We start from the raw sequence: 24,582 nt of genomic DNA, 5'->3' as shown, positions 1-24,582 counted from the left end.
GCCCTCATGTCAGGGGCCGCTCAGTCGGCCCAATAGACCTGGGTGAGGTCGGTCGCCTGGGTCGGCGCGTTGATCCACATGCCTTCGAGGTCGACATTCTGCACGCCCGCCTTGGCGAGCTGGAAAATATAGGCGTTGACGAAATTTTCCGAGATGTTGCGTTGAAGATCGCCCAACAACGCATTGCGCCGGTCGGGGTCCAGGGTGAGGTTGAGCTCGTCCCACAATGCCTGGAATTCCGGCGCTCCATAGCCGAAATAATAGTCTTCGCGCCCGTAGATCTCGATATCCATGGGCTCGGTATGGGAAATCACCGTCAGGTCGAAATCGGCATTGCCGAAAACCTGTTCCAGCCATTGGGCCCATTCGAGATTGACGATGTCGGTCTCTATGCCCACGTCGCGCAATTGCGCCGCGATGATCTCGCCCCCCCGGCGCGCATAGACCGGCGGCGGCAGGGCCAGCGACAGGCGCAGGCCCTCGACGCCGGCTTCGGACAGCAAATCCCGCGCGCGCGCCGGATCATGGGCCGAAAGCCCGGTCAGGTCGACATAAGCCGGGTGATGCGGCGCGAAATGGGTGCCGATGGGCGTGCCATAGCCGAACATCGCCCCATCGATGATGGTCTGCCGGTCGATGGCGTGGGCGATCGCCTCGCGCACCCGGATGTCGTCGAGCGGTTCGCGGCGATTGTTCATGGCGAGGATGGTCTCGCCCTCGGTGGTCCCGACAACGGTTTCGAAGCGCGGATCGGCGTCGAGGATGGAGAGGGTTTCCGGGGCGGGAAACACCGGGAAGGTATCGACATCCTCGGCCATCATGGCGGCGAAGGCGGCGGTGGGATCGGAAATGAACCGGAACGTCGCCCTTTCGAGCCGGGCCGGCTCTCCCCAATAGGACGGGTTGCGCACCAGAGTGACGCTGTCGCCCTGCCGCCAGGTTTCGAACCGGAACGGTCCGGTCCCGATCGGCTGCGTCGCATTGGTCCCGGCGCTGGCCTCCGCGACGATCACCGCATCGCCCCAGGCCATGTTGAAGAGGAAATTGCCGTTGGGGCGGGCAAGGGTCACGACCACCGTGCGGTCGTCCTCGGCCACGACAGCCTCGATATCGGCGAAGAGGAATTTCTGCGCGTTGACCGAATCGCCGGCCCGCGCCCGGTCGAGGCTGAAAACCACATCCGCCGCCGTCAGCGCCGCACCGTCATGGAACGTCACGCCGTCGTGCAGGGTAAAGCGGTAGGTGAGCCCATCGGGCGAAATGTCCCAGCTTTCCGCCAGCGCCGGCAGGATATCCCCATTGGCCCCGAAGCGGGTCAGCCCCTCGAAGAGATTAGCATAGACCACCTCGTCTATGGCCGCCGCCGCATTCGAGGTGGGGTCGAGATGGGGCGGCTCGAGCACCAGGCCGACCACCACATCGGTCCTCTGCGCCGCTCCCGGTGCCGTCATGGCGAGCACGAGGGCCAGTGAAGCCAAAACCAACGATCCGCCGTGCCGCATATGCCACTCCCTGCCTGCCGCTTCCATTGCGATTCCCGGCGAGACCTTATAGCAATCGCCTTTCCTGTGCGATCCGTCTGGCATGTGCCGGCAAACGCAGCATGGAACGATCGCCTTGCGTTTACATTGTTCATGCAATTGCCATAGTTATAGCGACAAGAATTCCGTAACCATGATGGAGGTTTGAATGGCCTACAGAGACGATTCGATCTTCACCCGGCTGAAACTGCGCCGCCCCCAATCGGCCCTGACCGCCCCCGAACCCGAATGGCGCGAGAACATGCGCGACGTCGGGCTGATGCTCTCGGGCATCTACCAGGATCTGCGCGGCGATCTGCAGGACGGATTCTATCACTTCCGCCGCGGCGTGCGCGCAGGCGTGCGCAGGGTGTTCGGCCCGCGCAACGGATAATATCCGCCCCGAAAGGAGCCGGTTGCATGCCCATACGCCAGATTTCCCTTCTTAGCATCGCCTCGGCAGCGCTTCTCGCCGTGGGCGCCTGCTCCAGCACCACGACGCCCCCGGACACCTCCATGCCGCCGCCGATCGACTGCGGCGCCAGCGCCCTGGCCAACAAGGCCGGCGGGGTGGTTACGGGCAGCACGGCGCAGGACGTCCGAATCGACGGGCAGCCTGTCAGGAGCACCGGAACGGTGCGCATCTACCAGTCGGGGCAGCCGGTCACCCAGGACTACAACCCCAATCGCCTCAACCTCGAGGTGAGCGTCGCCCGCACGCTGGTGCGCGCTTCCTGCGGCTGACCGCGGCAGGCGCGGCGTTTCTGCCACGTTTTCCCCATGCCGCCTTTCCCCGGCCTGAATAGGTTTGCTTCTTGCCGCGTCTGCACGTAAACGGGCAAAGCAGCACGCTCGAGGGAGACCATGGACGTCGCGTTTGTCATTCCGGCCCACAATGAAGAAGCCCTGCTGGGCGATTGCCTGAAATCGGTCCTCGAAGAGATCGATCGCAGCGCACTGTGTTCTCGAGCCGAGGTCGTCGTCGTGGACAATGCCTCCACGGACGGCACGAGCGCCGTGGCCGGCGCCTTCGACCGCGTGAAGGTGGTGCTGGAAACCCGCAAGGGGCTCGGCTATGCCCGCTCGGCGGGCTTCGAGAATTCCACCGGGCTCTATGTCGCCAATATCGACGCCGACACCATCGTGCCCCCCGGCTGGCTCGACACCGCCCTCTCCGAATTCAAGAAGGACGAGGGCCTCGTCTGCGTCAGCGGTCCCTATATCTATCACGACCTTCCCTGGACGAGCCGGGCCATCACGGAAGGATTCTACTGGCTGACCAAGGCCATCTACCTGATCAACCGCTACGTCCTGAAAGTGGGATCGGTGGTCCAGGGCGGCAATTTCGTGTTCAGGCGCGATGCCTGGCTGAAGGCCGGCGGCTACAACCAGTCGATCACCTTTTACGGCGAGGACACCGATATCGCCGTGCGGCTCTCGCGCGTGGGCGGGGTCAAATGGACCTTCAAGCTGCGGATGCTCACCTCCGGCCGGCGCCTGCAAAAGCAGGGCGTCGTGCGCACCGGATTGACCTATACGCTGAATTTCTTCGCCGTCACCTTCCGCGGCAAGCCGGTCACTTCGGACTATACCGACTACCGGGACTAAGAGCCAAACCCCTCCCCCAAAGCCATTGGACTCGTGCGGCCCCGGCCGCATGAGCGCGGCCGCCATGGGCCGGCCACAACCAAAAAGCGCCTCCAGTCGGAAACGCTCAAACATACTGAAAATATTTAGAAAAAATGGCGGGAGTGACGGGACTCGAACCCGCGACCTCCGGCGTGACAGGCCGGCGCTCTAACCAACTGAGCTACACCCCCTCGTGCTCCGAAGCGTTCCGCCCCGGCAAGGTGGGCTCCGTTTATAGGGGTCCCCCAAGCAAGTCAAGCGACATCATCCGGCGCTTCCGAAGTTTTTTCGCCCGGACGGTTTTTAAAGCCGACCTGGCGATGGCGATTCGCCTAAATCCTTGATTATACGTGTATTAATTCCCATGGCGGCCCCAAGCTGTTTCTTTGACGTCGCCCCTGATAGATTGGCCGGGGTTATCCACAGGCCGGCTGTCCGCCTGAAGGAATCGGATCGGCGATAGAGGTTTGCCAATGGTCGAATATCTGGACATCAAGCCCGGCCTCTCCATCCCCCTCTCGGAGATCGAACTGAGTTTCGTGCGGGCATCGGGACCGGGCGGCCAGAACGTCAACAAGGTGGCCTCGGCCGTCCAGCTACGCTTTGACGTGCAGAACTCCACGGTGCTCACCGAGGCGGTCAAGGCCCGGCTGCTGGCCCTGGCCGGCTCGCGCGCCACCAAGGACGGGGCCATCGTGCTCTTTGCCGACCGGCACCGCTCGCAGCCCCTCAATCGCGACGATGCGCTGTCCCGGCTTGCCGAACTGGTCCGCAGCGCGACGCGGGTGCAGCGCAAGCGGCGCCCCACCAAGCCGACGCTGGCGTCCAAGCGCAAGCGCCTCGATGCCAAATCGCGGCGCGGCGCCATCAAGACGCTGCGCCAGACGCGGCCCGGACTGGACTAACGACACGGCGCCGACATCAAAAAGCCACCCGGAGACGGCATAGGCAATACTCGTTTTCCTCGTCTTCCGGTGCTGCCATTCCTACCGACACCTACGCCTTTATCGGGATCGCATTCGCGGCGCTTTTCGTCTTCTGGCTGGTCTTTTCGCTGGCCCGCAAGGTGCTGGGGCTGATCGTCGTGCTGGCCGTGGTCATCGGCGCGTGGGTGCTCTGGAACGATCCGCAGATGCTGCAGGCCGTTTCGGGGTTTCTCGGCCGTCCATAGCGATCCGCCGCAACCTCAAGCCATATCGGTCATTTCAGTATAGACTCGCGCGGAAAACCGAGGAGGACCCCATGAACGTCTCCAATCTGCAGCTCCAAGGCCTCTATCTGGCCATCGCGTCGATCAACAACGCGCTGGTCGCCAAGGGGGTGATGACCCGGGATGAGATCACCATCGCGCTCCAGCGCGCCGAGCAGATCGCGCTGGGCGACGATCGGCTGGCCGAGGACATGAGCCCCGCCAGCCGGGACGCCGTGGCCTTCCCGGCCCGCCTGCTCATCCTGGCCAATACGACCGCATCGGAAACCGAAACCGGTTCGTTCTCGGAACTGGCCAGGATGGTAGGCCAGACCAAGGGCCATTATCCCGACGAGCAATGATCCATCGCCAGCGGACCCGCATCGTGGCGGGAGCCGCACAAAAGGGTCATCAAATCGTCTCGTCTTCGTCCCATTCGCTGCCCACGGTCGGCCGCGGAGGAGGGAATCCATGATGAAATGCATGAGCCTGCCGATTGCCCTGATCCTCGCCGCCATGCCCCATGCGGCCAGTGCGCAACAGGGGGATGAGGTCGAGGTCGTGGAAGCGCGTCCGCATATGGAGGTCGAGCTCATCGATGCGGATTTCCTCCGGCCAGAAGATCCTTCCGATTCGGTGTTCGGGGGCACGACGCAATTTCTCTCCGGCGCCCCGATCCTCATCGAGCTGGAGCTGATCGAGCCCATCAGCGCCTTCCAGCTCGATGCCATGAAGGCCGCAGCCTCCGATGGCCGGACGCATTTCTCCTGCGAGGAAGCGGTTCTCTACCTCGCCAATGGCTGGCACGTCGCCATGGGCCACCGATGCGCGCCGGCCGATCTGCCCCAAGGAGAAACCCCGTGAGACACCTGCTGCTCGCCGCCCTTCTGGGGCTGGCCGCATCGCCCGTCCCGGGTCAGGAGACGATGCTTTTTCCCGACGCCACCGAAACCGTCCCGGAACTGATCGACCTCTATGAACAAGAGGACGACCAGTGCAGGCTCTCGATGAACCGGGACGTGCAGATCGCCGCCGCGTGCCATGCCCGCTCCCTCTATGGCGCCGCCCTCAATGAACGAGGATGGTGCTACGGGCGAGAAACCGAAGCCAATGCCGATATGAGCTGGCACGAATGCGCCGGCGATTCCATGCGCTTTTCCCCGCTCGCCTTCGATATCTGGTAGCCGCGCGGAACCACTCCCCGATCCATCTCATTGCTGAGCAATCTGACGCGCGCCCGGACGCCCGGCGTGGCGCGCGCTGATTTGGGGCTTTATTCTGATTTAGAATTATGCTTAGCTCAACATTCTAATATCGGATCGATGCGATGGAACTGCGGCCTCTCGAATCCTTTCTCGCCGTCATTTCGGCCGGCAGCGTGACCGCTGCGGCCCGCGCCATCGGGCGGTCCCAGCCCGTGGTGACGCGGCATATCCAGGAGCTCGAGGCGGAAATCGGCTTTGACCTGTTCACCCGCAACGGTCCCCGGATCACGCCGACGGAGCGCGGCCTGCGCTTCCACGCCGAGGTCGAGCGGCTGATCACCGGGATGAAGCAGCTCTCGGAACGGGCTGCGGCCATTGCCAATTCCGCGCCGCTGGCCATCGAGGTCGCCGCCATCCCGGCCCTCGCCACCGGGCTGCTGCCCCGCGCCTTTTCCTGCGTCCATGATAGCCTGATGCCGCAGACGGCCCATATCCGCTCTGCGCCCGCCGAACAGGTCGTGCAATCGGTCCTGGCGCGCAATGCCGACCTTGGGGTCGCCTCGCTGCCGCTCGATCACCCCGGCATCGAGATCATCCGCCTTTACAAGGCAAATTGCGTCGCCGCCATACCGGCCTCCCATCCGCTGGCCCGGCGCGATGTCATCGCCATCTCCGATCTGGGCGGCCTGACGCTGATCGGCATGGCCAACCCGTTCCGCCTGCGCCATAGGGTCGAAGCGGCCCTGGCGGAGGCATCGGTCAGCGTCGGACGGGTCATCAGTACCAACGCCACGGTCACCGCGCTCCAACTGGTCCGGAACGGGGTAGGCGTCGCCGTCGTCGAGCCGGTGACGGCCCTCGGCCTGCCGCTGGACGGCGTCGTCATCCGGCCGCTCGATGTCGGCATTCCCTTTCTCTGGGGGGCGGTCACCGCCCTTCACGCACCGCGCTCGGAAACCGTGTTCGCGCTGCTCGCCAGTCTCGATGCGGCGACGCGCGACCTGCTGCCCGATGCGGAAATCCTTGATCCCGGAAACGATCCGCAGCGCCTCGCCGAGGCGAGCGAAAGCGTTTCCCAACCCGCGAGCCGAAGATGACTTCAACCGCCGCAGGACTGTCTGCGCTCGAACACAAGCTCAACCACGACCTCAGCCTGCTTGAACTGCCGAGCAAGAGCTGGGTGCCCCAACGCATGGTGGACGGTCGCCCGGTCTATGACACGGTGGTGGTCGGGGGCGGCATGTGCGGCCTTGTCGCGCTCGCCTGCCTCAAACTGCTGGGAATCGATAACATCATCGCCTTCGACCGCGCCGAGGAAGGCCGGGAAGGCCCCTGGGTGACTTTTGCGCGCATGCGCACCCTGCGCTCTCCCAAGCAGCTCACCGGTCCGGCCCTGGGCCTGCCCGCTCTGACCTTCCGGGCCTGGTTCGAGGCCCAGTTCGGCGAGGAGGAGTGGGAAAAGCTCAACAAGATCCCCCGCATCATGTGGATGGATTATCTCGTCTGGTATCGCAAGGTGCTCGATCTGCCGGTGCAGAACCGCACCGAAGTGCTGTCGGTGACCCATCACGCCGAGGGTATTCTCGCCCTGCGGATTGCCCGCCATGGCCAGGACGGGGAAGAAACGGTCTATGCTCGCCACGTGGTTCTGGCGACCGGCCGCGACGGCCTCGGCGCGCCCTTCGTGCCGCCCTTCGTCCAGTCGGTCGACAGGAAGTTCTGGGCCCATTCGGCTGAAAACATCGACTTCGAAGCCCTCAAGGGCAAGCGCGTCGGCGTGGTCGGGGCCGGCGCATCGGCGATGGACAATGCCGCGACGGCGCTGGAAGCGGGCTGCGGCTCGCTCGACATGTTCGTCCGACGGGCCGATCTGCCGCGCATCAACAAGTTCACCGGCATTTCCAGCCAGGGTGTGGTCAACGGGTTCGCCGGCCTGCCGGACGAATGGAAGTGGCGTTTCCTGCACCATACGATCGGCGCGCAGACCCCGCCCCCGCGCGATTCGACCCTGCGCGTGTCGAGCCATGCCAATGCGCGCTTCCACCTGGCCAGCCCGGTGCTCGCATTCGAAGCGGCGGGGGACGAGGTCCAGCTCACCACCCCCAAGGGTACGTACACGCTCGATTTCGTGATCTTTGCCACGGGTTTTAACGTTTCGCTCGAAGCGCGGGCCGAACTTGAAAGTTTTGCCGACAACATCGCCTATTGGTCGGACCGCTACGCGCCGGAGCCGGGCACGGAAAATCTCGAACTGAGCAGCTCGCCCTATCTGGGGCCCGGATTCGAGTTCCAGGAAAAGGTGCCCGGAGCGACGCCCGGGCTGAACCATATCCATTCCTTCAACTATCCGGCGACGCTGAGCCATGGCAAGCTCTCGGGCGATATTCCGGCGGTCAGCGATGGTGGCAAGCGCCTGGCGCGCGCCATCGCGCGGAACCTGTTCGTGGAGGATCGGGAAATTCACTTCCAGAACCTGGTCGCCTATGACGTCCCCGAGCTTCAGGGGGATGAATGGGTCGATTTTGATGCATCAGCCGCCGAGGAGCAAAGCGCATGAAATCCATCCAGTTGAACGGCGCCGAGTTCGTCTACGACATCGCCGGCGAGGATCATGACCAGACGATCATCTGCCTGCATGGTGGACGCGGCATCGGCGACCATCGCGGCGATTTCGCGGTGTTCCGGCCCCTCGCCGACCGCTATCGGCTGATCGCCTACGATCAGCGCGGCTGCGGGTCGTCCTCGCTCACCCCGCCCTTTACCTTCGACCAGTTCGCCGACGATCTGGAGGCGTTTCGCCAGCATTTCCTGGGCGATCGCAAGCTGATCCTGATCGGCGGCTCGTTCGGCGGCATGATCGCCCTGACCTATGCGGTCAAATATGGCGACAAGCTCAGCCACCTGATCCTGCGCGGGACGGCCGCCAGCCACCATCACGAAGCCGAGGCGATCGCCAATTTCAACGCACGCATCCACAAGGCATCGTCGGCCTCGATCGGCATGATCGACAAGCTGTTTTCGGACAAGGTGGTCGATGATACCGAGCTGCGCCTCATCTGGCTGGCCCTGCAACCGCTCTACTACGAGGATTTCGACCCCGACGCGGCGCTGGAAAAGACCCGCACGCTCAAGCTGCACGCCGAGACCCACAATGCCCTCTTCAAGGACAAGAGCTATGATTTGCTCGACAAGCTCGAGGCCATAAAGGTTCCCACTTTCGTGGTGTGCGGCGGCAATGACTGGATCTGCCCACCCTCCCAGTCGCGCATTATCGCCGAGACCGTTCCGGGTGCCGAATATCTGGAGGTCGAGGGCGCCAACCATCCGGTGCACGCCGAAAAGCCGGAAATCGTGCTGCCGGCCATTCGCGACTTCATCGCGCGGAGAGCCCCATGATCCGCTTCATGGCCGGAAAGCTGCTGGAGGCGGCAATCGCCATCTGGGGCGTGGTCACCATCGTGTTCTTCGTCTCGCGCGTCCTTGGCGATCCGGCCGTGCTGCTGCTGCCGCTGGGCGCCACCGATGCCCAGCTCGAGGCGCTGCGTGCCTCGCTCGGGCTCGACCAGCCCATCCTCGTCCAGTATTTCTCGAGCCTGGGCGCCATGCTGCGCGGCGATTTCGGCATATCCTTCCAGCACATGCGCCCTGCCCTTGACGTTGTGCTCGAACGCATGCCCGCCACCGCCATACTGGCCTTCTCGGCCCTGGTGCTGGGGGTGCTGATCGGGGCCGTCGCCGGAACCATCGCCGCGCTCAATCGCGGCAAGCTGGCCGAGCTGATCGTCATGTCCGCCGCCCTGCTCGGCCAGGCCACGCCAGTCTTCTGGCTCGGGCTCATGCTGATCCTGTTCTTTTCGGTGCAACTGGGCTGGCTGCCCTCGGCAGGCTCGGGCACCTGGTGGCATCTCATCCTGCCCGCCATCACCCTCGCCGTCTTCGTTTCCGCCTCGATCGCGCGGCTGCTGCGCTCGTCGCTGCTGGAAATCCTCGGCGAGGACTATGTGCGCACCGCGCGGGCCAAGGGGCTCCTGCCGCAAACCATCTTTACCTGGCACGTGGCGCGCAACGCGCTCATCCCCGTCGTCACCATGATCGGCATCATCGCCGGCGAACTGCTGGGAGGCTCAGTGGTCACCGAAACCGTGTTCGGCTGGCCCGGCGTGGGCCGACTCATCGTGCAGGCCATCCAGAACCAGGATTTTCCGGTGATCCAGGCCGGCGTCGCGGTAGTGGCCATCATCTTCGTCTTCATCAATCTGGCGATCGACCTGCTCTACGGCGTCCTCGATCCACGCATCAGGGGGGAGCGCTGACATGGGAGACTTCTTCGCGTCGCTGGTCAAAAGCCGGTCGGGCCTGTTCGGCTTCGTGCTGCTGACGCTGCTGGTGCTCGTGGCGATCTTCGCGCCGCTGCTCGGCCTTGCTAGCCCCATTCGCGGCGACCTGCTGGCCCGCCTGTCGCCTCCCACATGGACCGGCCCGTTCAACCCGGGCCCGCACCCGCTGGGGACCGACGAAGTGGGCCGGGACGTGCTGTCCCGCATCGTCCATGGCAGCCGCCTGACGCTGATGATCGCCGCGACGGCGGTGGTGCTGGGCGGCGTCGTAGGCACGCTCCTGGGCATCGCGGCCGGCTTTTACGGCGGCATCGTCGATCGCGTGCTGATGCGCCTGGTCGACATCCAGCTCGCCCTGCCGCTCATGCTGCTGGCGCTGCTGGTCGTGGCGGCGCTTGGGCCCTCGTTCAACAATCTGATCATCGTCCTCGCGCTCACCAGCTGGATTCGCTATGCGCGCATCATCCGCGGGCAAGTGCTGTCGCTGCGCGAGCGCGAATTCGTGCAATCAGCGCATGCCATCGGCGCGTCGACCGTGCGCATCATGCTCCGGCACATCCTGCCCAACGTGCTCACGCCCGCGCTGGTCGTGGCCACGCTGGAGCTGGCCCGCATCATCATCATGGATGCGGCCCTGTCCTTCCTCGGCCTGGGGGTTCAGCCGCCCAGCCCGAGCTGGGGCCGCATGCTGGCCGATGGCCGCGTCTATATCTCCACGGCCTGGTGGATCGTCACCTTCCCCGGCCTCACCATCCTGCTCACCGTCCTGTCGGTAAACCTTCTGGGCGACTGGCTGCGGGATTATTTCGACCCGAAATTGAGGACTTCACGATGAACGCCGCCCGCCCCCTGCCCGACCGTGTCCGCCGCATCCAGGCCGAAATGGCCGAACGCGGCATCGACGCGACCATCGTCTTCAAGCCCGAGAACAGCTTCCTGCTGACGGGCTTCAACCCCATCATCTATTCGCACCCGGTCATCGCCATCGTGCCGGCCGAGGGCGAGCCGATGATGCTGGTCCACGCCCTGCGCGACGACCACGGGCGGGCCAGCGCCTTTGTCAGCGATATCCGCCTTTATGGTGCCTGGTCCACCAAGGTCACCATGGGCCCCAACTGGCTCGACGCACTGGTTTCGATCCTCGGCGAGCTCGGCGTCGCCTCCGGGCGGCTGGCGCTCGAAGAGGAATTCGTGCCGCTGCAGCGCTATCGCCAGATCACCGAGCGCCTTTCGGACGCCGATTTCGTCGATGCGAGTCATTTCATCGACACGGTGCGCCTGATCAAGGACCCCGACCAGATCGAAATGGCGCGGCTCGCCGCCAAGCTCGCCGATACGGGCATGGACGAAGCGGTGCGCCAGATCGCCCAGGGGGTCAGCGAGCGGGAAATCTCCATCCAGTCCATGCATGCGATGAACCGATACTGGACCGAGAACCTTCCCGATATCGAGGTGGCCGATTTCGGCACGCTGGAAGGCGGTGCCCAAAACGGGTTGTGGACCTGGACGCTGGTCGGCGACCGCATGTTCTTCAACTGCGACAACCCCACCCTGCGCAGACCGCAACGGGGAGAAGCCGTAAGCGTGTTCATCTGGGCCAATGCCAATGGCATCCATGCCGAGAACGAACGCACGGTGGCCTTCGGTCCGCTCCCCGATGTCAATCGCCGGGCCCTCGATACCATTCTCGACATCCGCGAGACCCTGCGCCCCATGCTGCGCCCGGGCACCCGCTATGCCGATCTGTTCCTGGCCACCAAGGCGGGGCTGGAAAAGGCGGGCTATCCCGACAATATCCCCGGCCGCATCGGCCACGGCATCGGGCTGGGCGCCCATGAGCACTCCTCGCTCGATGCGAAAAGCGAACTGGTGCTCGAGCCGGGCATGATGTTCACGCTCGAACCGAATCTGCGCGTGCCGGGGGTTTGCGCGACGCAGATCTCCGACACCATCCTGATCACGGACACGGGCTGCGAATATCTCACGCAATCCCGTGGCGGCTATATAGAGGTCTAGTCATGGCACCGCTGTTGCAGATCAGGAATCTGACGGTGGAATTTTCCACGCGGGCGGGCACGCTGCACGCGGTCAATGACGTGTCCTATGCGCTCGAGGCCGGGGAAACCCTCGGCATTGTGGGGGAGTCCGGCTCGGGCAAATCCGTCCATGCCCTGGCCATGGTCGGCCTCATCCCCACCCCACCGGGGCGGATCGTATCGGGCGAGGTCCTGTTCGAGGGCGTCGACCTGCTCAAGCTCCCCGAACGCGAGCTGCGCGACATCCGCGGCCGCAAGATCGGCTTTGTGTTCCAGGACCCGATGACCAGCCTCAATCCCGTCCTTACGGTCGGGCGGCAGATCATGGAGCCGCTGCGGCGGCATCTGGGGCTGTCGGCGGCCAAGGCACGGGCGCGGGCGATCGAACTGCTCGATCTGGTCGGCATCGTCGATCCGGCCCGCCGGATCGACCAGTTCCCCTTCGAATTCTCGGGCGGCATGCGCCAGCGGGTGATGATCGCCATCGGGATCGCCTGCGACCCGAAACTGCTCATCGCCGACGAGGCGACCACGGCGCTCGACGTCACCGTGCAGGCCCAGATCCTGGAACTGGTCCGCGACCTCAAGAAGAAGATCGGCACCACGGTGATCTGGATCACCCATGACATGGGCGTGGTGGCCGGGCTCGCCGACACCATCCAGGTCATGTATGGCGGGCGGATCATGGAACGCGGCCCGGTGCGCTCGGTCTTCAAGGACCCGCGCAGCGCCTATACATGGGGCCTGCTGCGCTCCCTCCCCGGCAAGCTCACCGCGGCGGACCAGCGACTTTACCAGATCCCGGGCAGTCCGCCCAACATGATCCATCCGCCGGCCGGAGACCCCTTCGCCCCGCGCAACGAATTCGCCACCGAACGTTGCCTGCGGGAGGTCCCTCCCTTGCTGCAGGTGGGAGCCGGCGCGCCCGGCCACATGGCCGCCGCCTGGTACGACCTGCCCGCCGCCCTCGAAAACAAGGGGTATGCATGATGAGCGCCACCACCCTGCTAAAGGTCAGCGACCTGCAAAAGACGTTCGGCGGCAAGGGCGGACTGCTGGGCCGGGGCCGCCCGGAGGTCCGGGCCGTGGACCATGTGAGTTTCGAGGTCCGGCAAGGCGAGACGCTGGGCCTTGTGGGCGAGTCGGGCTCGGGGAAAAGCACCACCGGCCGCGTATTGCTGCAACTCGAACACCCCACGGGAGGCGAAATCGAATTTGAGGGCAACCGGCTGACCGGATTGTCGAAATCGGCCCTGAAGCCCTTCCGCCGCAAGATGCAGATCATCTTCCAGGACCCCTATGCCTCGCTCAATCCGCGCATGACGGTCGGCGATTTCGTCGAGGAGCCGATGATCGTTCATCGGCTGGTCGGCGGCCGCGCCGAACGGCGGGCCCGGGTCGCCGAACTGTTCGACCTGGTGGGGCTCGACCCCAGCTTTGCCCGGCGCTACCCGCACGAATTCTCCGGTGGCCAGCGCCAGCGTATCAATATTGCCCGCGCCCTGGCGCTCGAACCGTCCTTCATCGTCGCGGACGAGCCCATCACCGCGCTCGACGTCTCGATCCAGGCGCAGATCGTCAACCTGTTCCAGGACCTGCAAGAGCGCCTGGGGCTGACCTATCTGTTCATCGCGCACGACCTGTCGATGATCCGCTATCTCTGCCACCGCGTGGCGGTGATGCTGCGGGGCAAGATCGTCGAGATCGGCCCGACCGAGGCGATTTTCGCCAATCCGCAACACGCCTATACGCGGGCCTTGCTGTCGGCCATTCCCGTTCCCGATCCGGATGTCGAGAGCCAGCGGCACGCCATCGCCTTCGACTACGAAACCCAGAAATCCCCCGATGGGGCCGAAATGCGCCCCGTCGGGCCAGATCACTACGTTCTGGCTTGATCAGCCATATCCACAGGAGGAACACTCAAAATGATGAAGCTCATGAAATCGGCGCTTGCCGGAACGACGGTCCTTGCAGGATTGTCCTTCTCGCTCGCCGCAAGTGCGGCCGATCTGACGATCGCGCTGTCCAATCCGGTCAATACCTTCGACCCGCATATGACGGCGTCGGTCGGCAGCGACCTTTCGGTCCTCAGCCATATCTATCCCTCGCTGATCCTGCGCGGGCCCGATCTCGCCCTGCAGGGCAATCTCGCCACCGAGTGGACCCTCGTTGACGACACCACCTGGCACTTCACCCTGCGCGAAGGGGCGACCTTCGCCAATGGCGAGGCGCTCGACGCCGAAGCGGTGAAGTGGAACCTCGACCGGGTGCGCGATCCCGAATTGCAGGCCCGCGTGGCGAGCTGGTTCTCGCTGGTGTCGGAGGTGAACGTCATTTCCCCGACCGAGCTCGAGGTCAAGACCAGTTCGCCCTATCCGGCCTTTGCCGACCAGCTCTCCATGTTCCTGCTGCTGCCGCCGCAATGGACCGAGGAGAACAACCCGGTGACCGCCACCATGGCCGGCGGCCCCTATCAGGTGCGCAACATCGTGCCCGGTGAATCGGTGATCCTCGAGCCCAATCCCGAATATTTCGGCGATCCGGCCGAATTCGACACTGTGACCTTCCAGGTCATCCCCGAGACCGGCGGGCGCATCGCCGCGCTTCTGGCCGGCGACGTCGATCTCGTGACCGGCATTCCGGTGACGGAAGTCGACCGCATCAACCAGTCGGGCAATGCCACGGCCGGTGCGGTGGATTCGACCCGCAACGTGATGATCAAGTTCAACACCACCGTCCCCCCGCTCGATAACGTCACCGTGCGGCAGGCGCTCAACTATGCCATCGACAAGGAGGGCATCGCCCAGGCCCTGTTCAACGGCCTCGCCCAGCCGGCCCAGTGCCAGGTGCTGTCGTCCAACTATTTCGGCTTCAATCCCGATCTCGAGCCCTATCCCTACGATCCGGAACGGGCCATCCAGTTGCTCGCGGAATCGGGCGCCGATCTCAGCCAGCCGATCGTCTTCGACGTCCCGGCAGGCGTCTATCTGCAGGGCACGGAAGTGGCGCAGGTCGTCGCGTCCCAGCTCACCGATATCGGACTCAACATTCAGATCACCGAACTCGAATTCTCGGTGTACATGAACAAATACCTCCAGTCCCGCGAACTGGCCCCCCTGTCGCTGCTGGCCCAGGCCTGGCCAACCATCGACGCCGATGGCCTGTTGACGCTCTTCGCCCCCGGCAACAACTACGCCTATTGGGACGATGCCGATTTCGGCGCGGCGCTCGACGAAGGGCGGTCGAGCACCGACCCTGCGGTGCGCGAGGCGGCCTACAAGACCGCCACGGAAGTCATGTGCGAGCAGGCTCCGGCGATCTTCCTCTATACCCAGCCGGCGACCTATGCCTATTCCAATGACGTGACCTGGACGCCGCGCGGCGACGACTGGGTGCGTGCATTCGATATGCACCCGGCCGAGTGATTACTTCAGGAGGGCGGTTCGCCGCCCTCCTTTCCCACGGGTCCGACAATGCATCTTTTTGCGAGCCATCTGGGCACTTTCGAGGTTGAATACGGCGCCGATGGCCCGCGGCTTCTTCCGTTCCGGCACGATCCCGACCCCTCTCCGGTCGGATTGGCCTATCTGGACCTGGTGCGTCACCCTGCCCGCGTGCTCTCCCCCATGGTGCGGGCGGGCTGGCTGGAAAATCCCCACGATCCGCAGGCGCGCCGCCTGCGCGGACGGGACCGGTTCGTCCCCATGCCGTGGCCCGAAGTCGCCAGCCTCATTGCCGATACCCTCGTCCGCACCCGCGACCAATACGGCAATCAGGGCATATTCGGCGGCTCCTATGGCTGGGCCAGCGCCGGCCGGTTCCACCACGCGCAAAGCCAGCTCAAGCGCCTGCTCAACCTCTCGGGCGGGTTCACCTCGGCGGTCAATACCTATAGCTACGGCGCCGCCGCGGTGCTGCTGCCCCATGTGCTCGGGCCCGACTACAAGGACGCCTGCGACACGGCACCGTCCTGGAGCGACATCGACCAGGGCTGCGAGCTGCTGGTGGGGTTTGGCGGCTTCCGGCTCAGCAACGCCCAGGTCGAGGCGGGCGGCACGGGCGCCCATCGCGCCGGCCCCGCCTTGCGGGCGATGGCGGCGAAGGGCAAGCGGATCGTGGTCTTCTCCCCCAGCGCCGCCGACGCCCCCGCCGGCCCCAATGTGACGCATCATTTCGTGCGCCCCAACACCGATGCGGCGGTGATGCTGGGCCTCTGCCACACCATTCTCGCCTCGGGCGCCCTCGATCGCGGCCTCGTCGACCGCTGCACCAGCGGCTTTGACGCATTTGCCGACTATCTCACCGGCTCGACGGATGGAATCGTCAAGTCGGCGGCCTGGGCCGCGGCGATCTCCGGCGTCTCCGAAGACGCCATTCAGGCCCTCGCCCGGTCGCTGGTCGCCAGCCCCAGCCTTGTCCATGTGAGCTGGTCGCTGCAGCGGGCCCGGTTCGGCGAACAGCCCTATTGGGCGGCGATCGCCCTTGGCTGCATGGCGGGGCATGTCGGCAAGCCCGGCTGCGGCTTTGCGTTCGGGCTCACCGCGGTCAATTCGGCCGGGCAGCCGGTGCGGCGCCTCAAGGGCCCGGCCTTCGACCAGGGCAGGAACCCCGTCCGCCACCATATCCCGGTGGCCCGCATCACCGAATTGCTAGAGGGCGAGCACGAGACGATGGATTATGACGGGCAAGTTCTGCTCCTGCCGAAAATCGGGCTGGTCTGGTGGGCGGGCGGCAATCCGTTCCACCATCATCAGGATCTCAATCGCCTCGCCGATGCGTTTCGCCGCCCCGAAACCATCATCGTCACCGATTCCCTGTGGACGGCGACGGCCCGGCACGCCGATATCGTGCTGCCCGCCGCCCTGCCCTTCGAGCGCAGCGATATCGCCGCCTCCTCGCGCGACAACTGGCTCATCCATTCGCGCCGGATCATGGCGCCTCCGCCGGGCGTCCTGACCGATCACGACGGCCTTCGTCATGTGGCAAGCGCAATGGGGCTGGACGCCGCCTTCACCGAAGGCCGCAGCGAAAGCGAATGGATCGCGCATCTCTATGAGGGCTATCGCGCCCGCTATCCGGAACTGCCCGATGCCGAGACCTTTTTCGAGTACGGCTATGCCGGGCTCGACCTCTTCGACGCCGCGCCGGCGCCGGCCGATCACTTCCGCGCCTTCGTCGCCGATCCCGCCGCCCATCCCCTGCGCACGCCTTCCGGGCGCATCGTGCTGAGCTCGCCGGCCATCGCGGGGTTCGGCTACAACGACCACCCCGGCCATCCGAGCTGGATGGAGCCTGAGGAATGCCTTCTGAGCGACGCCGCGGCGGCCTATCCCTTCCATCTGCTGTCGCCGCAACCGGCGACGCGCCTGCACAGCCAGCTCCAGCATGCCGGCCCCAGCCAGGGGAGCAAGCGCCATGGGCTCGAAGTGGTGGAGATCAATCCCGGCGACGCGGCTCACTACGGCATCGCGGACGGGGCAATCGTCGAAATCCACAATGAGCGCGGGCGTATCCTCGCCACGGCGCGCTTCGCTTCCCATCTGATGCGGAAGGTTCTGGTGCTGCCCACCGGCTCGTGGTTCGAGCCGCATGAGGACAATCGGGGCCGTGTGGATCGCGGCAGCAATCCCAATACGCTCACCTCCATCCGCCCCACATCGACCCTTTCCCAGGCCACGGCGCCCAATTCATGCCTCGTGGCCATCCGGCCGTCACTGGGCCCGTAAATGCTCCCGGAACGCGCCGCCTTTCAGGAAATCTTCGATCATCGCCTCGAAAGGGGCGATGTCGAGACCGTTCTCGATGAGCCAGGCGTCGTTGTAATAGGTCTGTTCATAGCGCTCGCCACTGTCGCAGATCAGGGTGACGAGCGAGCCGCTTTCGCCCCGAGCGCGCATGCCGTCGGCGGCCCAGCACATGCCGAAGAAATTGGTGCCGCTCGAGCCGCCCACGCGCCGGCCGAGCAGCCGCGAAAGCACCCGCATGGCGGCAAGCGAGGCCGCGTCCGGCACCTTGATCATTTCATCGACCACTTCCGGGACGAAGGATTTTTCCACCTGCGGGCGCCCGACCCCCTCGATGCGGGTCGGCGTCGGACAGCGGGCCTCGGCATTGCCCGATATCCAGCCCTCGAAAAAGGCCGAATGCTCCACGTCCGGCACCAGCAGGCGCGTCGCATAGCTGCGATAGCGGATATAGCGGCCGATGGTGGCCGAGGTTCCGCCGGTGCCGGCGCCGACCACGATCCAGCTCGGGGTATGGAAGGGCTCGCTCTCCATCTGCCGGAAGATCGACTCGGCGATGTTGTTGTTGCCGCGCCAATCGGTGGCACGCTCGGCGAAGGTGAACTGGTCGAGATAATAGCCGCCCGTCTCCGCCGCGATGCGGGCCGCCTCGTGATAGATGGTGGCGCCATCCTCGACGAAATGGCACGTGCCGCCCTGCTGCTCGATCGCCTCGATCTTGCTGCGGCTGGTCGTCGCCGGCAGCACCGCGACGAAGCGCAGACCCAGCAGCCGCGCGTAATAGGCCTCGCTCACCGCCGTCGACCCGGACGAGGCTTCCGTCAGGGTGATCCCTTCGGTAATCTTGCCGTTGCAGATGCCGTAGAGAAACAGCGACCGTGCCAGCCGGTGCTTGAGGCTGCCGGTCGGATGGGCCGATTCATCCTTGAAATAAAAGCCGAGGTCGGGAAAGGCCGGCATCGGCACGGACACCAGATGGGTGTCGGCGGAGCGCCGCCCTTCGGCTTCCAAAAGGGCAATCGCCCGCTGGGCCCAGCGCCGATCCGCCGAGCGGGTCCTGCAAGGTATCGCGCAGCTCATTCGCACCATCATTCTACATATTTGCCACATATGAGCATATCATGCTAAGTTTCAGCACAATAAAAGATCACAGTTCTATTATATGAGGAACAGTTAGAAATGGCAACCGATACGCTGAATGCGGTGCTGGAGGTGGGACCGGCGCTGGCCGAGCTTCGCGCCCGGCGCCCCGAATTCGTGGGCGGCACCGAGGACTGCCGCGCGGCGGTGCTAGCGCCGGAGGTCGATGTCGGCCTGGGCCGGCCCTTGCGCGCCGCCCTTGCGGCGCGGATGGCGCGGCTGAACGGCGACGAGCCGCTTGCCGCCCATTACCGCCAGCACCTCGCGGAAGCGGGCGGCAGCGATGATCTCGATCTGATCGTCGCCGGCGGATATCCCTCGGACGATCCCCGGCTGCGGGCCATCCTCAGGCATGTGGATTTCATCACCGTCGCCCCGCGCGCCTGCACCCGGGCCGACACGCTGCGGCTCAACGCGGCCGGGGTCAGCGTGCCCGAGGTGGTGGCTCTGTCCGAACTGATCGGATTCGTCAATTTCGAGGTTCGCATCGCCGCAACGCTGCGGCTGCTGGAGGCTGGACAATGAGCAAGGTCAGCAATTTCAAGGTCAAAACCCTGGTCTGGGAGCCCTATATGCCGCCGGTCGAACTGGCCGACGCAACCCCCGAGCAATTGGCCGCCATGCAGGTAACGCCGTCGAGCGGCAAGGTTTCCCCCTATGTCCGCACGCTGGCGCACGATCCGGATTCCTATGTGACGCGCACACGGCTGTTCAACGACATCATGTATGTCGAAGGCGGTCTCGACCGGGCGGAGCGGGAACTGGGCGCGCTGATCGCGTCGTGCATCAATGGCTGCGTTTATTGCGCCTCGGTCCATGCGCGGCGTTTCATCCAGTTGACCGGCAACAGCGACACGATAGAGCGCATCTATCGCTTCGGGCTGCACGAACCCGACAGCCCCAGGGTCCGGGCCATCATCGATTTCTGCGAGGCGCTGTCGATCACCCCGCCTTCGGCAACCCCCGAGCACGTGGCCGCCCTGCGCCGGGAAGGCCTGGACGATGCGCAGATTCTAGACCTCGCCCACTCCGCCGCCATTTTCGGCTGGGCCAATCGCCTCATGCACACGCTCGGTCATTCCCATTGACCGGGCGTGGGGGGCCTAACGCTTGCGGACAAACTCGGTGCGGAGGACCAGGCCCTTGATGGTGTCGTGGCGACAGTCGATCTCATCGGGATTGTCGGTGAGGCGGATAGACCGGATCACCGTGCCTTGCTTGAGGGTCTGACCCGCGCCCTTGACCTTGAGGTCCTTGATCAGAACAACCGAGTCGCCATCAGCGAGCACATTGCCCGACGCGTCGCGGACCTCGTTCCCGGCCGCGCTTTGCACAGCAAGTTCCGAAGCCGGACGCCACTCGCCGGTGGCGTCGTCGTACACATATTCATCATCTGAGTTTGCCATGCCCCCATATCGCAGGTAGGCGACGGCTTTGCAACCGCGGGCCGCCGAGGGCCACACAGCAGGAAAAATGGTGGGCGATGACAGACTCGAACTGCCGACATCCTCGGTGTAAACGAGGCGCTCTACCAACTGAGCTAATCGCCCTCGCACAGCCCAGCGTCAGGGTGCGAATGAGGGGCCTGATTAGGGGCAAACCTCGGCCCCGTCAATAGCAGGCCCGCCCCGAGGCCGGAAATGGAAAGACCCCGGATCCGATCCGGGGCCGGTCCGAAAACCAAGCAGAATGCTTAGTTCAAAGCATCCTTGAGACCCTTGCCGGCCTTGAACTTGGGCTGGGTCGAAGCCGGGATGTCGATTTCGGCGCCGGTTGCCGGGTTGCGACCTTTGGTGGCCTTGCGCTGGGAGGCAGCGAACGTGCCGAAACCCACCAGGCGCACTTCATCGCCATTCTTGAGTGCCGATGTGATGGCATCAAAAACCGCATCCACAGCCGCTGCCGCCTGGGCCTTGGTGAGATCGGCCTTCTCGGCGACAGCCGCGCTCAGATCGTTCTTGTTCATAGCGTTTCCTCACAATGATATGCCCATCCGGAAATAAGGGACGAGCGGAAGCGGCACCACCCTTTTACGATTCCGGCGCAAAAGCAAGGAAAACCGCCGGTTTTGCGCGGTTCCCCGTACCAAATTGGGGATAATTCCGCTCGCTGAAGGCAATTGCGGCGGCAATGAGTCCCCTTCGCCTTCTTTGACGATTCCACGCACGGCGCCCGCCGATATCCGGGGCGAATCAGCAGGCGATCCCCTGCAAACAAATACGGCGCCCCGAGGGGCGCCGTATGGTGTGAGCGTTCACGCGCTTGGGCGCTGCGCGCCGTCAGTGCGGCAGAGCCGCGCCGGCGTCGTCGCCTTCGGCAGGCTTTTCGGCCAGGGCCTTGGCGTCGGCTTCCTCGAAGTTCCATTCGATCGGCTCGGGCATTTCCACAAGGGCGTGCTTGAGCACCTCGCCCATGCGGCTCACCGGGACGATCTCCAGCCCCTGCTTGACGTTGTCGGGGATCTCCTTGAGATCCTTGACGTTCTCTTCGGGGATCAGGACCTTCTTGATCCCGCCGCGCAAAGCCGCCAGCAGCTTTTCCTTCAGCCCGCCGATGGGCAGCACCCTGCCCCGCAGCGTGATCTCGCCGGTCATGGCAACATCGTTGCGAACCGCGATGCCGGTCATCACCGAGACGATGGCCGTAGCCATCCCGATGCCGGCCGAGGGGCCGTCCTTGGGGGTCGCTCCCTCGGGAACGTGGACGTGAATGTCCCGCTTCTCGAACAGGGGCGGCTTGATGCCGAACTCGATGGCACGGGCGCGGACATAGGTCGCGGCCGCGGAAATCGACTCCTTCATCACGTCCTTGAGGTTGCCCGTGACGGTCATCTTGCCCTTGCCGGGGCTCATGATGCCTTCGATGGTCAACAACTCGCCCCCGACCGAGGTCCAGGCCAGCCCCGTGACGACGCCCACCTGCGGCTCGGTCTCGCTTTCGCCATAGCGGAAGCGTGGCGCACCGAGATAGTCTTCGACCACATCCTGGGTCACGACGATCTTCTTCTTGTCGGTCAGGAGGATCTCCTTGACCGCCTTGCGCATCAGATTGGCGATCTCGCGCTTGAGGCTGCGGACGCCCGCCTCACGCGTATAGCGCCGCGTGAGCAATTGCAGGCTTTCGTCCGGCAGTTCGAACTCCTCGGCGCGCAGACCGTGCTCCTTGAGGCTTTCCGGGATGAGGTGACGGCGGGCGATTTCCCACTTTTCCTCGTCCGTATAGCCCGAGAGACGGATGATCTCCATGCGGTCGAGCAACGGGCCCGGAATATTGAGCGTATTGGCCGTGGTCACGAACATCACGTCGGACAGGTCGAAATCGACCTCGAGGTAATGGTCGTTGAAGCTCGAATTCTGCTCGGGATCGAGCACTTCGAGCAACGCCGAAGACGGATCGCCACGGAAGTCCTGGCCCATCTTGTCGATCTCGTCGAGCAGGAACAGGGGATTGGCTTTGCCTGCCTTCTTGAGCGACTGGATGACCTTGCCGGGCATCGACCCGATATAGGTCCGCCGGTGGCCGCGGATTTCCGCTTCGTCCCGAACCCCGCCCAGGCTCATGCGCACATATTCGCGCCCGGTCGCCTTGGCGATCGAACGGGCCAGCGAGGTCTTGCCGACGCCCGGAGGGCCGACCAGGCACAGGATCGGGCCCTTGAGCTTGCCGGTGCGGCTCTGCACGGCGAGATACTCGATGATGCGCTCCTTGACCTTCTCGAGCCCGTAGTGATCGGTCTCGAGCACGTCCTCGGCATATTTGAGATCGCGCTTGACCTTGGTCTTCTTGCCCCAGGGCAGGTTGAGCATCCAGTCGAGATAGTTGCGCACCACGGTCGCTTCCGCCGACATGGGGCTCATCTGCTTGAGCTTCTTGAGCTCGGCATCGGCCTTGGTCCGGGCTTCCTTGGACAGCCGGGTCTTGGCGATGCGCTCCTCGAGCTCCTGCAGCTCGTTGGTGCCGTCCTCGCCGTCGCCCAGCTCCTTCTGGATCGCCTTCATCTGCTCGTTGAGGTAATATTCGCGCTGGGTCTTCTCCATCTGTCGCTTGACACGGCTGCGGATGCGCTTTTCCACCTGCAACACGCCGATCTCGCCTTCCATCAGGCCGAGCACGCGTTCCAGCCGCTCGGTCACCGAAGGCGTCGATAAAACGTCCTGCTTGTCGGCAATCTTCACCGCCAGATGGCTGGCGATGGTGTCGGCCAGCTTGGAATGATCCTCGATCTGGGTAACGGCCGCCACGACCTCGGACGAGATCTTCTTGTTGAGCTTGACGTAGTTTTCGAACTCGTTCATCGCCGAACGCGCCAAGGCCTCGGCCTCGACGGCATCGTGCCCCTCGACAGGCAGGGGCTCGGCCTGCGCCTCGAAATAGTTCTCGGTCTGAACGTATTGATCGATCCTGGCGCGATGCAGGCCCTCAACCAGAACCTTGACGGTCCCGTCCGGCAGCTTGAGGAGTTGGAGCACGGACGCGATGGTCCCGATCTCGTAGATGGCGTCAGGCGCCGGATCGTCTTCCTGGGCGTTCTTCTGGGTGACGACCAGAATATGCTTGTCCTCGCGCATGACCTCTTCGAGCGCCCGCACGGACTTTTCGCGGCCCACGAACAGCGGGACGATCATCGAGGGGAAAACCACGATGTCGCGAAGCGGCAGAACCGGATACACCTTTTCACGGTCAAATTCGACGGCCTGGTTGGGTGTCTCGGACATGTATTATCCTTTCGCGTTGCCGGAACGGGGGAGGAGGAGGCCGGCAACTCTAGTAGTGTTGTCGTTCAGTGTGCGCCCAGTCCGTTAGGGATTGGCTAACCGAAGCGACTCTTCGCTCTCTAAGATAGGGCAATATCGCTGCACCACAAGCTCGGCATCCCCGATTTCCTCCACCGAAGGCGGCAGAGGCGGCGCCTTGGCCTCGGGTCAGCTCTTGGGAGCGGGGGTCAGGTGGCCGTGTGCGTCCTCGCAGGCTTCGAGCTGGGCCAGGAAACCGGCCTCGTCGCTTTCGCTCAAGGCCATGGCGGCATCGTCGAAAATCGCCCAGGCCTCGTCGATCTCGGCCTCGCCGAGCCCGGCCTCCATGAGGCCGTCATGGAGGTCGTTTTCGAGGATATAGGCCAGATCGTCATAGTAATACGACCAGTCCGATCCCTCGTCGTGCCAGAACGACTCCTCGAAGAACAGCGCGCTACACCACATGGCGGCAATGGTCGGCTTGTCCAGCCCGCGGACGAGCTTGCTCTCGGGCTGGCCGAACGCGGCGGCGGGCCACGTCGCCCCGACAAGCAGGGCGGCCACGAGGATCGGGCGTGCTGCCTGCGGCCTAAAGCAGCGCGGCATAGCCATTCTCGCAGGTCTGCAACTGCGCGTCGAAGCTCGCCTGGTCGTCGACGTTGAGGGCATAGGCTCCGTCGTCGAACAGGGACCAGATCTCGTCGATCTCTTCCTTGCGGAGATTGTGATCGTCGCGCAATATGGTGTCGATGCGCTCCCCGAGATCGAAGGCCATGTCCTCATAATTGAGGGCTTCGTCGCTGCCTTCGTCAAAGAAGAACGAGTTCTCGAAGAACAGCGAGCTGCACCAGATTGCCTGGACGGTCTGCTTGTCGAGGCCCGACACCAGCTTGGACTGGGGCTGGGCCGCGATGGGAGATGCCGCTCCCATTGCCATTGCGAACACGAGAGGCAGCGTCACGGTCAAACGTCTCATCGATTTCCATCCCCTTTTGGCGCCCGGGCCTTTTCCAGCTTAGCAAGGGACGGGACGGCAAACAATGTGCAGA

At 64.4% G+C, this 24,582-nt stretch carries 26 protein-coding genes and 2 tRNA genes; 19 read left to right on the top strand and 9 right to left on the bottom strand.

Annotated elements, in window-relative coordinates; translation table 11 throughout:
• Positions 1-20 precede the first annotated feature (20 nt).
• Positions 21-1,502 (bottom strand): ABC transporter substrate-binding protein, encoded by a 1,482-nt coding sequence (locus DVH29_RS07445; protein ID WP_114645590.1) that lies wholly within the window; start codon positions 1,500-1,502, stop codon positions 21-23.
• A gap of 187 nt (positions 1,503-1,689) precedes the next feature.
• Between DVH29_RS07445 and DVH29_RS16370 the strand changes: the two genes are divergently transcribed.
• From DVH29_RS16370 to DVH29_RS07435, 3 genes are all read left to right on the top strand, one after another.
• Entirely contained in the window at positions 1,690-1,914 is a 225-nt protein-coding gene (locus DVH29_RS16370; RefSeq protein WP_158541599.1) for a hypothetical protein, read from the top strand.
• A 26-nt stretch (positions 1,915-1,940) separates the two neighbouring features.
• Entirely contained in the window at positions 1,941-2,264 is a 324-nt protein-coding gene (locus DVH29_RS07440) for an I78 family peptidase inhibitor (RefSeq protein ID WP_158541598.1), read from the top strand.
• A 120-nt stretch (positions 2,265-2,384) separates the two neighbouring features.
• Positions 2,385-3,128, top strand: a complete 744-nt coding sequence (locus DVH29_RS07435; protein ID WP_114645535.1) for a glycosyltransferase family 2 protein — start codon at positions 2,385-2,387, stop codon at positions 3,126-3,128.
• 135 nt (positions 3,129-3,263) lie between these two features.
• Here the strand turns inward: DVH29_RS07435 and DVH29_RS07430 are convergent.
• A tRNA-Asp gene (locus DVH29_RS07430) sits at positions 3,264-3,340 on the bottom strand.
• A 282-nt stretch (positions 3,341-3,622) separates the two neighbouring features.
• Here DVH29_RS07430 and arfB point away from each other — a divergent pair.
• The 14 genes from arfB to DVH29_RS07360 all read left to right on the top strand — a co-directional run bounded on the left by arfB (position 3,623) and on the right by DVH29_RS07360 (position 17,642).
• Positions 3,623-4,054 (top strand): alternative ribosome rescue aminoacyl-tRNA hydrolase ArfB, encoded by a 432-nt coding sequence (gene arfB, locus DVH29_RS07425; protein WP_114645534.1) that lies wholly within the window; start codon positions 3,623-3,625, stop codon positions 4,052-4,054.
• A gap of 337 nt (positions 4,055-4,391) precedes the next feature.
• Complete coding sequence (locus DVH29_RS07420; RefSeq protein ID WP_114645533.1) at positions 4,392-4,700, top strand: hypothetical protein; 309 nt, start codon at positions 4,392-4,394, stop codon at positions 4,698-4,700.
• A 109-nt stretch (positions 4,701-4,809) separates the two neighbouring features.
• Complete coding sequence (locus DVH29_RS07415) at positions 4,810-5,202, top strand: hypothetical protein (RefSeq protein ID WP_114645532.1); 393 nt, start codon at positions 4,810-4,812, stop codon at positions 5,200-5,202.
• Entirely contained in the window at positions 5,199-5,522 is a 324-nt protein-coding gene (locus tag DVH29_RS07410; protein ID WP_114645531.1) for a hypothetical protein, read from the top strand. The genes DVH29_RS07415 and DVH29_RS07410 overlap by 4 nt, the downstream gene beginning before the upstream one ends.
• Before the next feature lie 143 nt (positions 5,523-5,665).
• A complete protein-coding gene (locus DVH29_RS07405; protein WP_114645530.1) occupies positions 5,666-6,640 on the top strand; it encodes a LysR family transcriptional regulator in 975 nt (324 codons plus the stop codon).
• Positions 6,637-8,100, top strand: a complete 1,464-nt coding sequence (locus tag DVH29_RS07400) for an NAD(P)-binding domain-containing protein (RefSeq protein ID WP_114645529.1) — start codon at positions 6,637-6,639, stop codon at positions 8,098-8,100. The genes DVH29_RS07405 and DVH29_RS07400 overlap by 4 nt, the downstream gene beginning before the upstream one ends.
• Positions 8,097-8,939 (top strand): alpha/beta fold hydrolase, encoded by an 843-nt coding sequence (locus DVH29_RS07395; protein WP_114645528.1) that lies wholly within the window; start codon positions 8,097-8,099, stop codon positions 8,937-8,939. Before DVH29_RS07400 ends, DVH29_RS07395 begins: the two co-directional genes overlap by 4 nt.
• Positions 8,936-9,856: an ABC transporter permease gene (locus tag DVH29_RS07390; protein ID WP_114645527.1), complete on the top strand. Its 921-nt coding sequence runs from the start codon at positions 8,936-8,938 to the stop codon at positions 9,854-9,856. Before DVH29_RS07395 ends, DVH29_RS07390 begins: the two co-directional genes overlap by 4 nt.
• 1 nt (position 9,857) lies before the next feature.
• On the top strand, positions 9,858-10,715 hold the full coding sequence (locus tag DVH29_RS07385) for an ABC transporter permease (RefSeq protein ID WP_114645526.1): 858 nt from the start codon (positions 9,858-9,860) through the stop codon (positions 10,713-10,715).
• Entirely contained in the window at positions 10,712-11,896 is a 1,185-nt protein-coding gene (locus DVH29_RS07380; RefSeq protein WP_114645525.1) for a M24 family metallopeptidase, read from the top strand. The genes DVH29_RS07385 and DVH29_RS07380 overlap by 4 nt, the downstream gene beginning before the upstream one ends.
• A gap of 2 nt (positions 11,897-11,898) precedes the next feature.
• Positions 11,899-12,906, top strand: a complete 1,008-nt coding sequence (locus DVH29_RS07375) for an ABC transporter ATP-binding protein (protein WP_114645524.1) — start codon at positions 11,899-11,901, stop codon at positions 12,904-12,906.
• Positions 12,903-13,811, top strand: coding sequence for an ABC transporter ATP-binding protein (locus DVH29_RS07370; protein WP_439331617.1), 909 nt, complete (start codon positions 12,903-12,905; stop codon positions 13,809-13,811). Before DVH29_RS07375 ends, DVH29_RS07370 begins: the two co-directional genes overlap by 4 nt.
• A 30-nt stretch (positions 13,812-13,841) precedes the next feature.
• Complete coding sequence (locus DVH29_RS07365; protein WP_114645522.1) at positions 13,842-15,341, top strand: ABC transporter substrate-binding protein; 1,500 nt, start codon at positions 13,842-13,844, stop codon at positions 15,339-15,341.
• Between the two features lie 48 nt (positions 15,342-15,389).
• On the top strand, positions 15,390-17,642 hold the full coding sequence (locus DVH29_RS07360) for a molybdopterin-dependent oxidoreductase (RefSeq protein WP_114645521.1): 2,253 nt from the start codon (positions 15,390-15,392) through the stop codon (positions 17,640-17,642).
• Here DVH29_RS07360 and DVH29_RS07355 read toward each other — a convergent pair.
• Entirely contained in the window at positions 17,628-18,740 is a 1,113-nt protein-coding gene (locus DVH29_RS07355; protein WP_245944912.1) for a PLP-dependent cysteine synthase family protein, read from the bottom strand. The two genes, DVH29_RS07360 and DVH29_RS07355, sit on opposite strands and share 15 nt — an antisense overlap.
• A gap of 99 nt (positions 18,741-18,839) precedes the next feature.
• Here DVH29_RS07355 and DVH29_RS07350 point away from each other — a divergent pair, with 99 nt between their 5' ends.
• Positions 18,840-19,325 carry a CMD domain-containing protein gene (locus DVH29_RS07350; RefSeq protein ID WP_114645520.1) on the top strand — a complete coding sequence of 162 codons (486 nt, stop codon included), beginning with the start codon at positions 18,840-18,842 and terminating at the stop codon, positions 19,323-19,325.
• Positions 19,322-19,888 (top strand): peroxidase-related enzyme, encoded by a 567-nt coding sequence (locus DVH29_RS07345; RefSeq protein WP_114645519.1) that lies wholly within the window; start codon positions 19,322-19,324, stop codon positions 19,886-19,888. Before DVH29_RS07350 ends, DVH29_RS07345 begins: the two co-directional genes overlap by 4 nt.
• 15 nt (positions 19,889-19,903) lie before the next feature.
• Here DVH29_RS07345 and DVH29_RS07340 read toward each other — a convergent pair whose 3' ends face one another.
• The 6 genes from DVH29_RS07340 to DVH29_RS07315 all read right to left on the bottom strand — a co-directional run bounded on the left by DVH29_RS07340 (position 19,904) and on the right by DVH29_RS07315 (position 24,509).
• The gene (locus tag DVH29_RS07340) at positions 19,904-20,206 is read right to left on the bottom strand and encodes an alkylphosphonate utilization protein (protein ID WP_147276032.1); all 303 of its coding nucleotides are present in this window, start codon (positions 20,204-20,206) and stop codon (positions 19,904-19,906) included.
• Between the two features lie 68 nt (positions 20,207-20,274).
• Positions 20,275-20,350: transfer RNA gene (locus DVH29_RS07335), tRNA-Val, on the bottom strand.
• A gap of 143 nt (positions 20,351-20,493) precedes the next feature.
• Positions 20,494-20,766, bottom strand: coding sequence for an HU family DNA-binding protein (locus DVH29_RS07330; RefSeq protein WP_114645517.1), 273 nt, complete (start codon positions 20,764-20,766; stop codon positions 20,494-20,496).
• Between the two features lie 313 nt (positions 20,767-21,079).
• The gene (gene lon / locus DVH29_RS07325) at positions 21,080-23,515 is read right to left on the bottom strand and encodes an endopeptidase La (RefSeq protein WP_114645516.1); all 2,436 of its coding nucleotides are present in this window, start codon (positions 23,513-23,515) and stop codon (positions 21,080-21,082) included.
• Between the two features lie 207 nt (positions 23,516-23,722).
• Positions 23,723-24,139, bottom strand: coding sequence for a hypothetical protein (locus tag DVH29_RS07320; RefSeq protein WP_147276031.1), 417 nt, complete (start codon positions 24,137-24,139; stop codon positions 23,723-23,725).
• The gene (locus DVH29_RS07315; RefSeq protein WP_147276030.1) at positions 24,123-24,509 is read right to left on the bottom strand and encodes a hypothetical protein; all 387 of its coding nucleotides are present in this window, start codon (positions 24,507-24,509) and stop codon (positions 24,123-24,125) included. The genes DVH29_RS07320 and DVH29_RS07315 overlap by 17 nt, the downstream gene beginning before the upstream one ends.
• Positions 24,510-24,582 lie beyond the last annotated feature (73 nt).

It is taken from the genome of Pelagibacterium lacus, assembly GCF_003345525.1.
In the GTDB taxonomy this organism is placed as follows: Bacteria; Pseudomonadota; Alphaproteobacteria; order Rhizobiales; family Devosiaceae; genus Pelagibacterium; species Pelagibacterium lacus.
The sequence above is the reverse complement of the archived record's forward strand: the minus strand, read 5'-3'. Positions and strand labels throughout refer to the sequence as shown.

What these genes read in the sequence shown, in the direction of transcription:
- DVH29_RS07370 (WP_439331617.1), top strand. Translation starts at nt 12,903, where the DNA reads ATGATGAGCGCCACCACCCTGCTAAAGGTCAGCGACCTGCAAAAGACG.
- lon (WP_114645516.1), bottom strand. Translation starts at nt 23,515, where the DNA reads ATGTCCGAGACACCCAACCAGGCCGTCGAATTTGACCGTGAAAAGGTG.
- DVH29_RS07355 (WP_245944912.1), bottom strand. Translation starts at nt 18,740, where the DNA reads ATGAGCTGCGCGATACCTTGCAGGACCCGCTCGGCGGATCGGCGCTGG.
- DVH29_RS07415 (WP_114645532.1), top strand. Translation starts at nt 4,810, where the DNA reads ATGATGAAATGCATGAGCCTGCCGATTGCCCTGATCCTCGCCGCCATG.
- DVH29_RS16370 (WP_158541599.1), top strand. Translation starts at nt 1,690, where the DNA reads ATGGCCTACAGAGACGATTCGATCTTCACCCGGCTGAAACTGCGCCGC.
- DVH29_RS07345 (WP_114645519.1), top strand. Translation starts at nt 19,322, where the DNA reads ATGAGCAAGGTCAGCAATTTCAAGGTCAAAACCCTGGTCTGGGAGCCC.
- DVH29_RS07365 (WP_114645522.1), top strand. Translation starts at nt 13,842, where the DNA reads ATGATGAAGCTCATGAAATCGGCGCTTGCCGGAACGACGGTCCTTGCA.
- DVH29_RS07405 (WP_114645530.1), top strand. Translation starts at nt 5,666, where the DNA reads ATGGAACTGCGGCCTCTCGAATCCTTTCTCGCCGTCATTTCGGCCGGC.
- DVH29_RS07375 (WP_114645524.1), top strand. Translation starts at nt 11,899, where the DNA reads ATGGCACCGCTGTTGCAGATCAGGAATCTGACGGTGGAATTTTCCACG.
- DVH29_RS07315 (WP_147276030.1), bottom strand. Translation starts at nt 24,509, where the DNA reads ATGAGACGTTTGACCGTGACGCTGCCTCTCGTGTTCGCAATGGCAATG.
- DVH29_RS07330 (WP_114645517.1), bottom strand. Translation starts at nt 20,766, where the DNA reads ATGAACAAGAACGATCTGAGCGCGGCTGTCGCCGAGAAGGCCGATCTC.
- DVH29_RS07420 (WP_114645533.1), top strand. Translation starts at nt 4,392, where the DNA reads ATGAACGTCTCCAATCTGCAGCTCCAAGGCCTCTATCTGGCCATCGCG.
- DVH29_RS07445 (WP_114645590.1), bottom strand. Translation starts at nt 1,502, where the DNA reads ATGCGGCACGGCGGATCGTTGGTTTTGGCTTCACTGGCCCTCGTGCTC.
- DVH29_RS07435 (WP_114645535.1), top strand. Translation starts at nt 2,385, where the DNA reads ATGGACGTCGCGTTTGTCATTCCGGCCCACAATGAAGAAGCCCTGCTG.
- DVH29_RS07340 (WP_147276032.1), bottom strand. Translation starts at nt 20,206, where the DNA reads ATGGCAAACTCAGATGATGAATATGTGTACGACGACGCCACCGGCGAG.
- DVH29_RS07395 (WP_114645528.1), top strand. Translation starts at nt 8,097, where the DNA reads ATGAAATCCATCCAGTTGAACGGCGCCGAGTTCGTCTACGACATCGCC.
- DVH29_RS07380 (WP_114645525.1), top strand. Translation starts at nt 10,712, where the DNA reads ATGAACGCCGCCCGCCCCCTGCCCGACCGTGTCCGCCGCATCCAGGCC.
- DVH29_RS07400 (WP_114645529.1), top strand. Translation starts at nt 6,637, where the DNA reads ATGACTTCAACCGCCGCAGGACTGTCTGCGCTCGAACACAAGCTCAAC.
- arfB (WP_114645534.1), top strand. Translation starts at nt 3,623, where the DNA reads ATGGTCGAATATCTGGACATCAAGCCCGGCCTCTCCATCCCCCTCTCG.
- DVH29_RS07360 (WP_114645521.1), top strand. Translation starts at nt 15,390, where the DNA reads ATGCATCTTTTTGCGAGCCATCTGGGCACTTTCGAGGTTGAATACGGC.
- DVH29_RS07390 (WP_114645527.1), top strand. Translation starts at nt 8,936, where the DNA reads ATGATCCGCTTCATGGCCGGAAAGCTGCTGGAGGCGGCAATCGCCATC.
- DVH29_RS07350 (WP_114645520.1), top strand. Translation starts at nt 18,840, where the DNA reads ATGGCAACCGATACGCTGAATGCGGTGCTGGAGGTGGGACCGGCGCTG.
- DVH29_RS07385 (WP_114645526.1), top strand. Translation starts at nt 9,858, where the DNA reads ATGGGAGACTTCTTCGCGTCGCTGGTCAAAAGCCGGTCGGGCCTGTTC.
- DVH29_RS07320 (WP_147276031.1), bottom strand. Translation starts at nt 24,139, where the DNA reads ATGCCGCGCTGCTTTAGGCCGCAGGCAGCACGCCCGATCCTCGTGGCC.
- DVH29_RS07440 (WP_158541598.1), top strand. Translation starts at nt 1,941, where the DNA reads ATGCCCATACGCCAGATTTCCCTTCTTAGCATCGCCTCGGCAGCGCTT.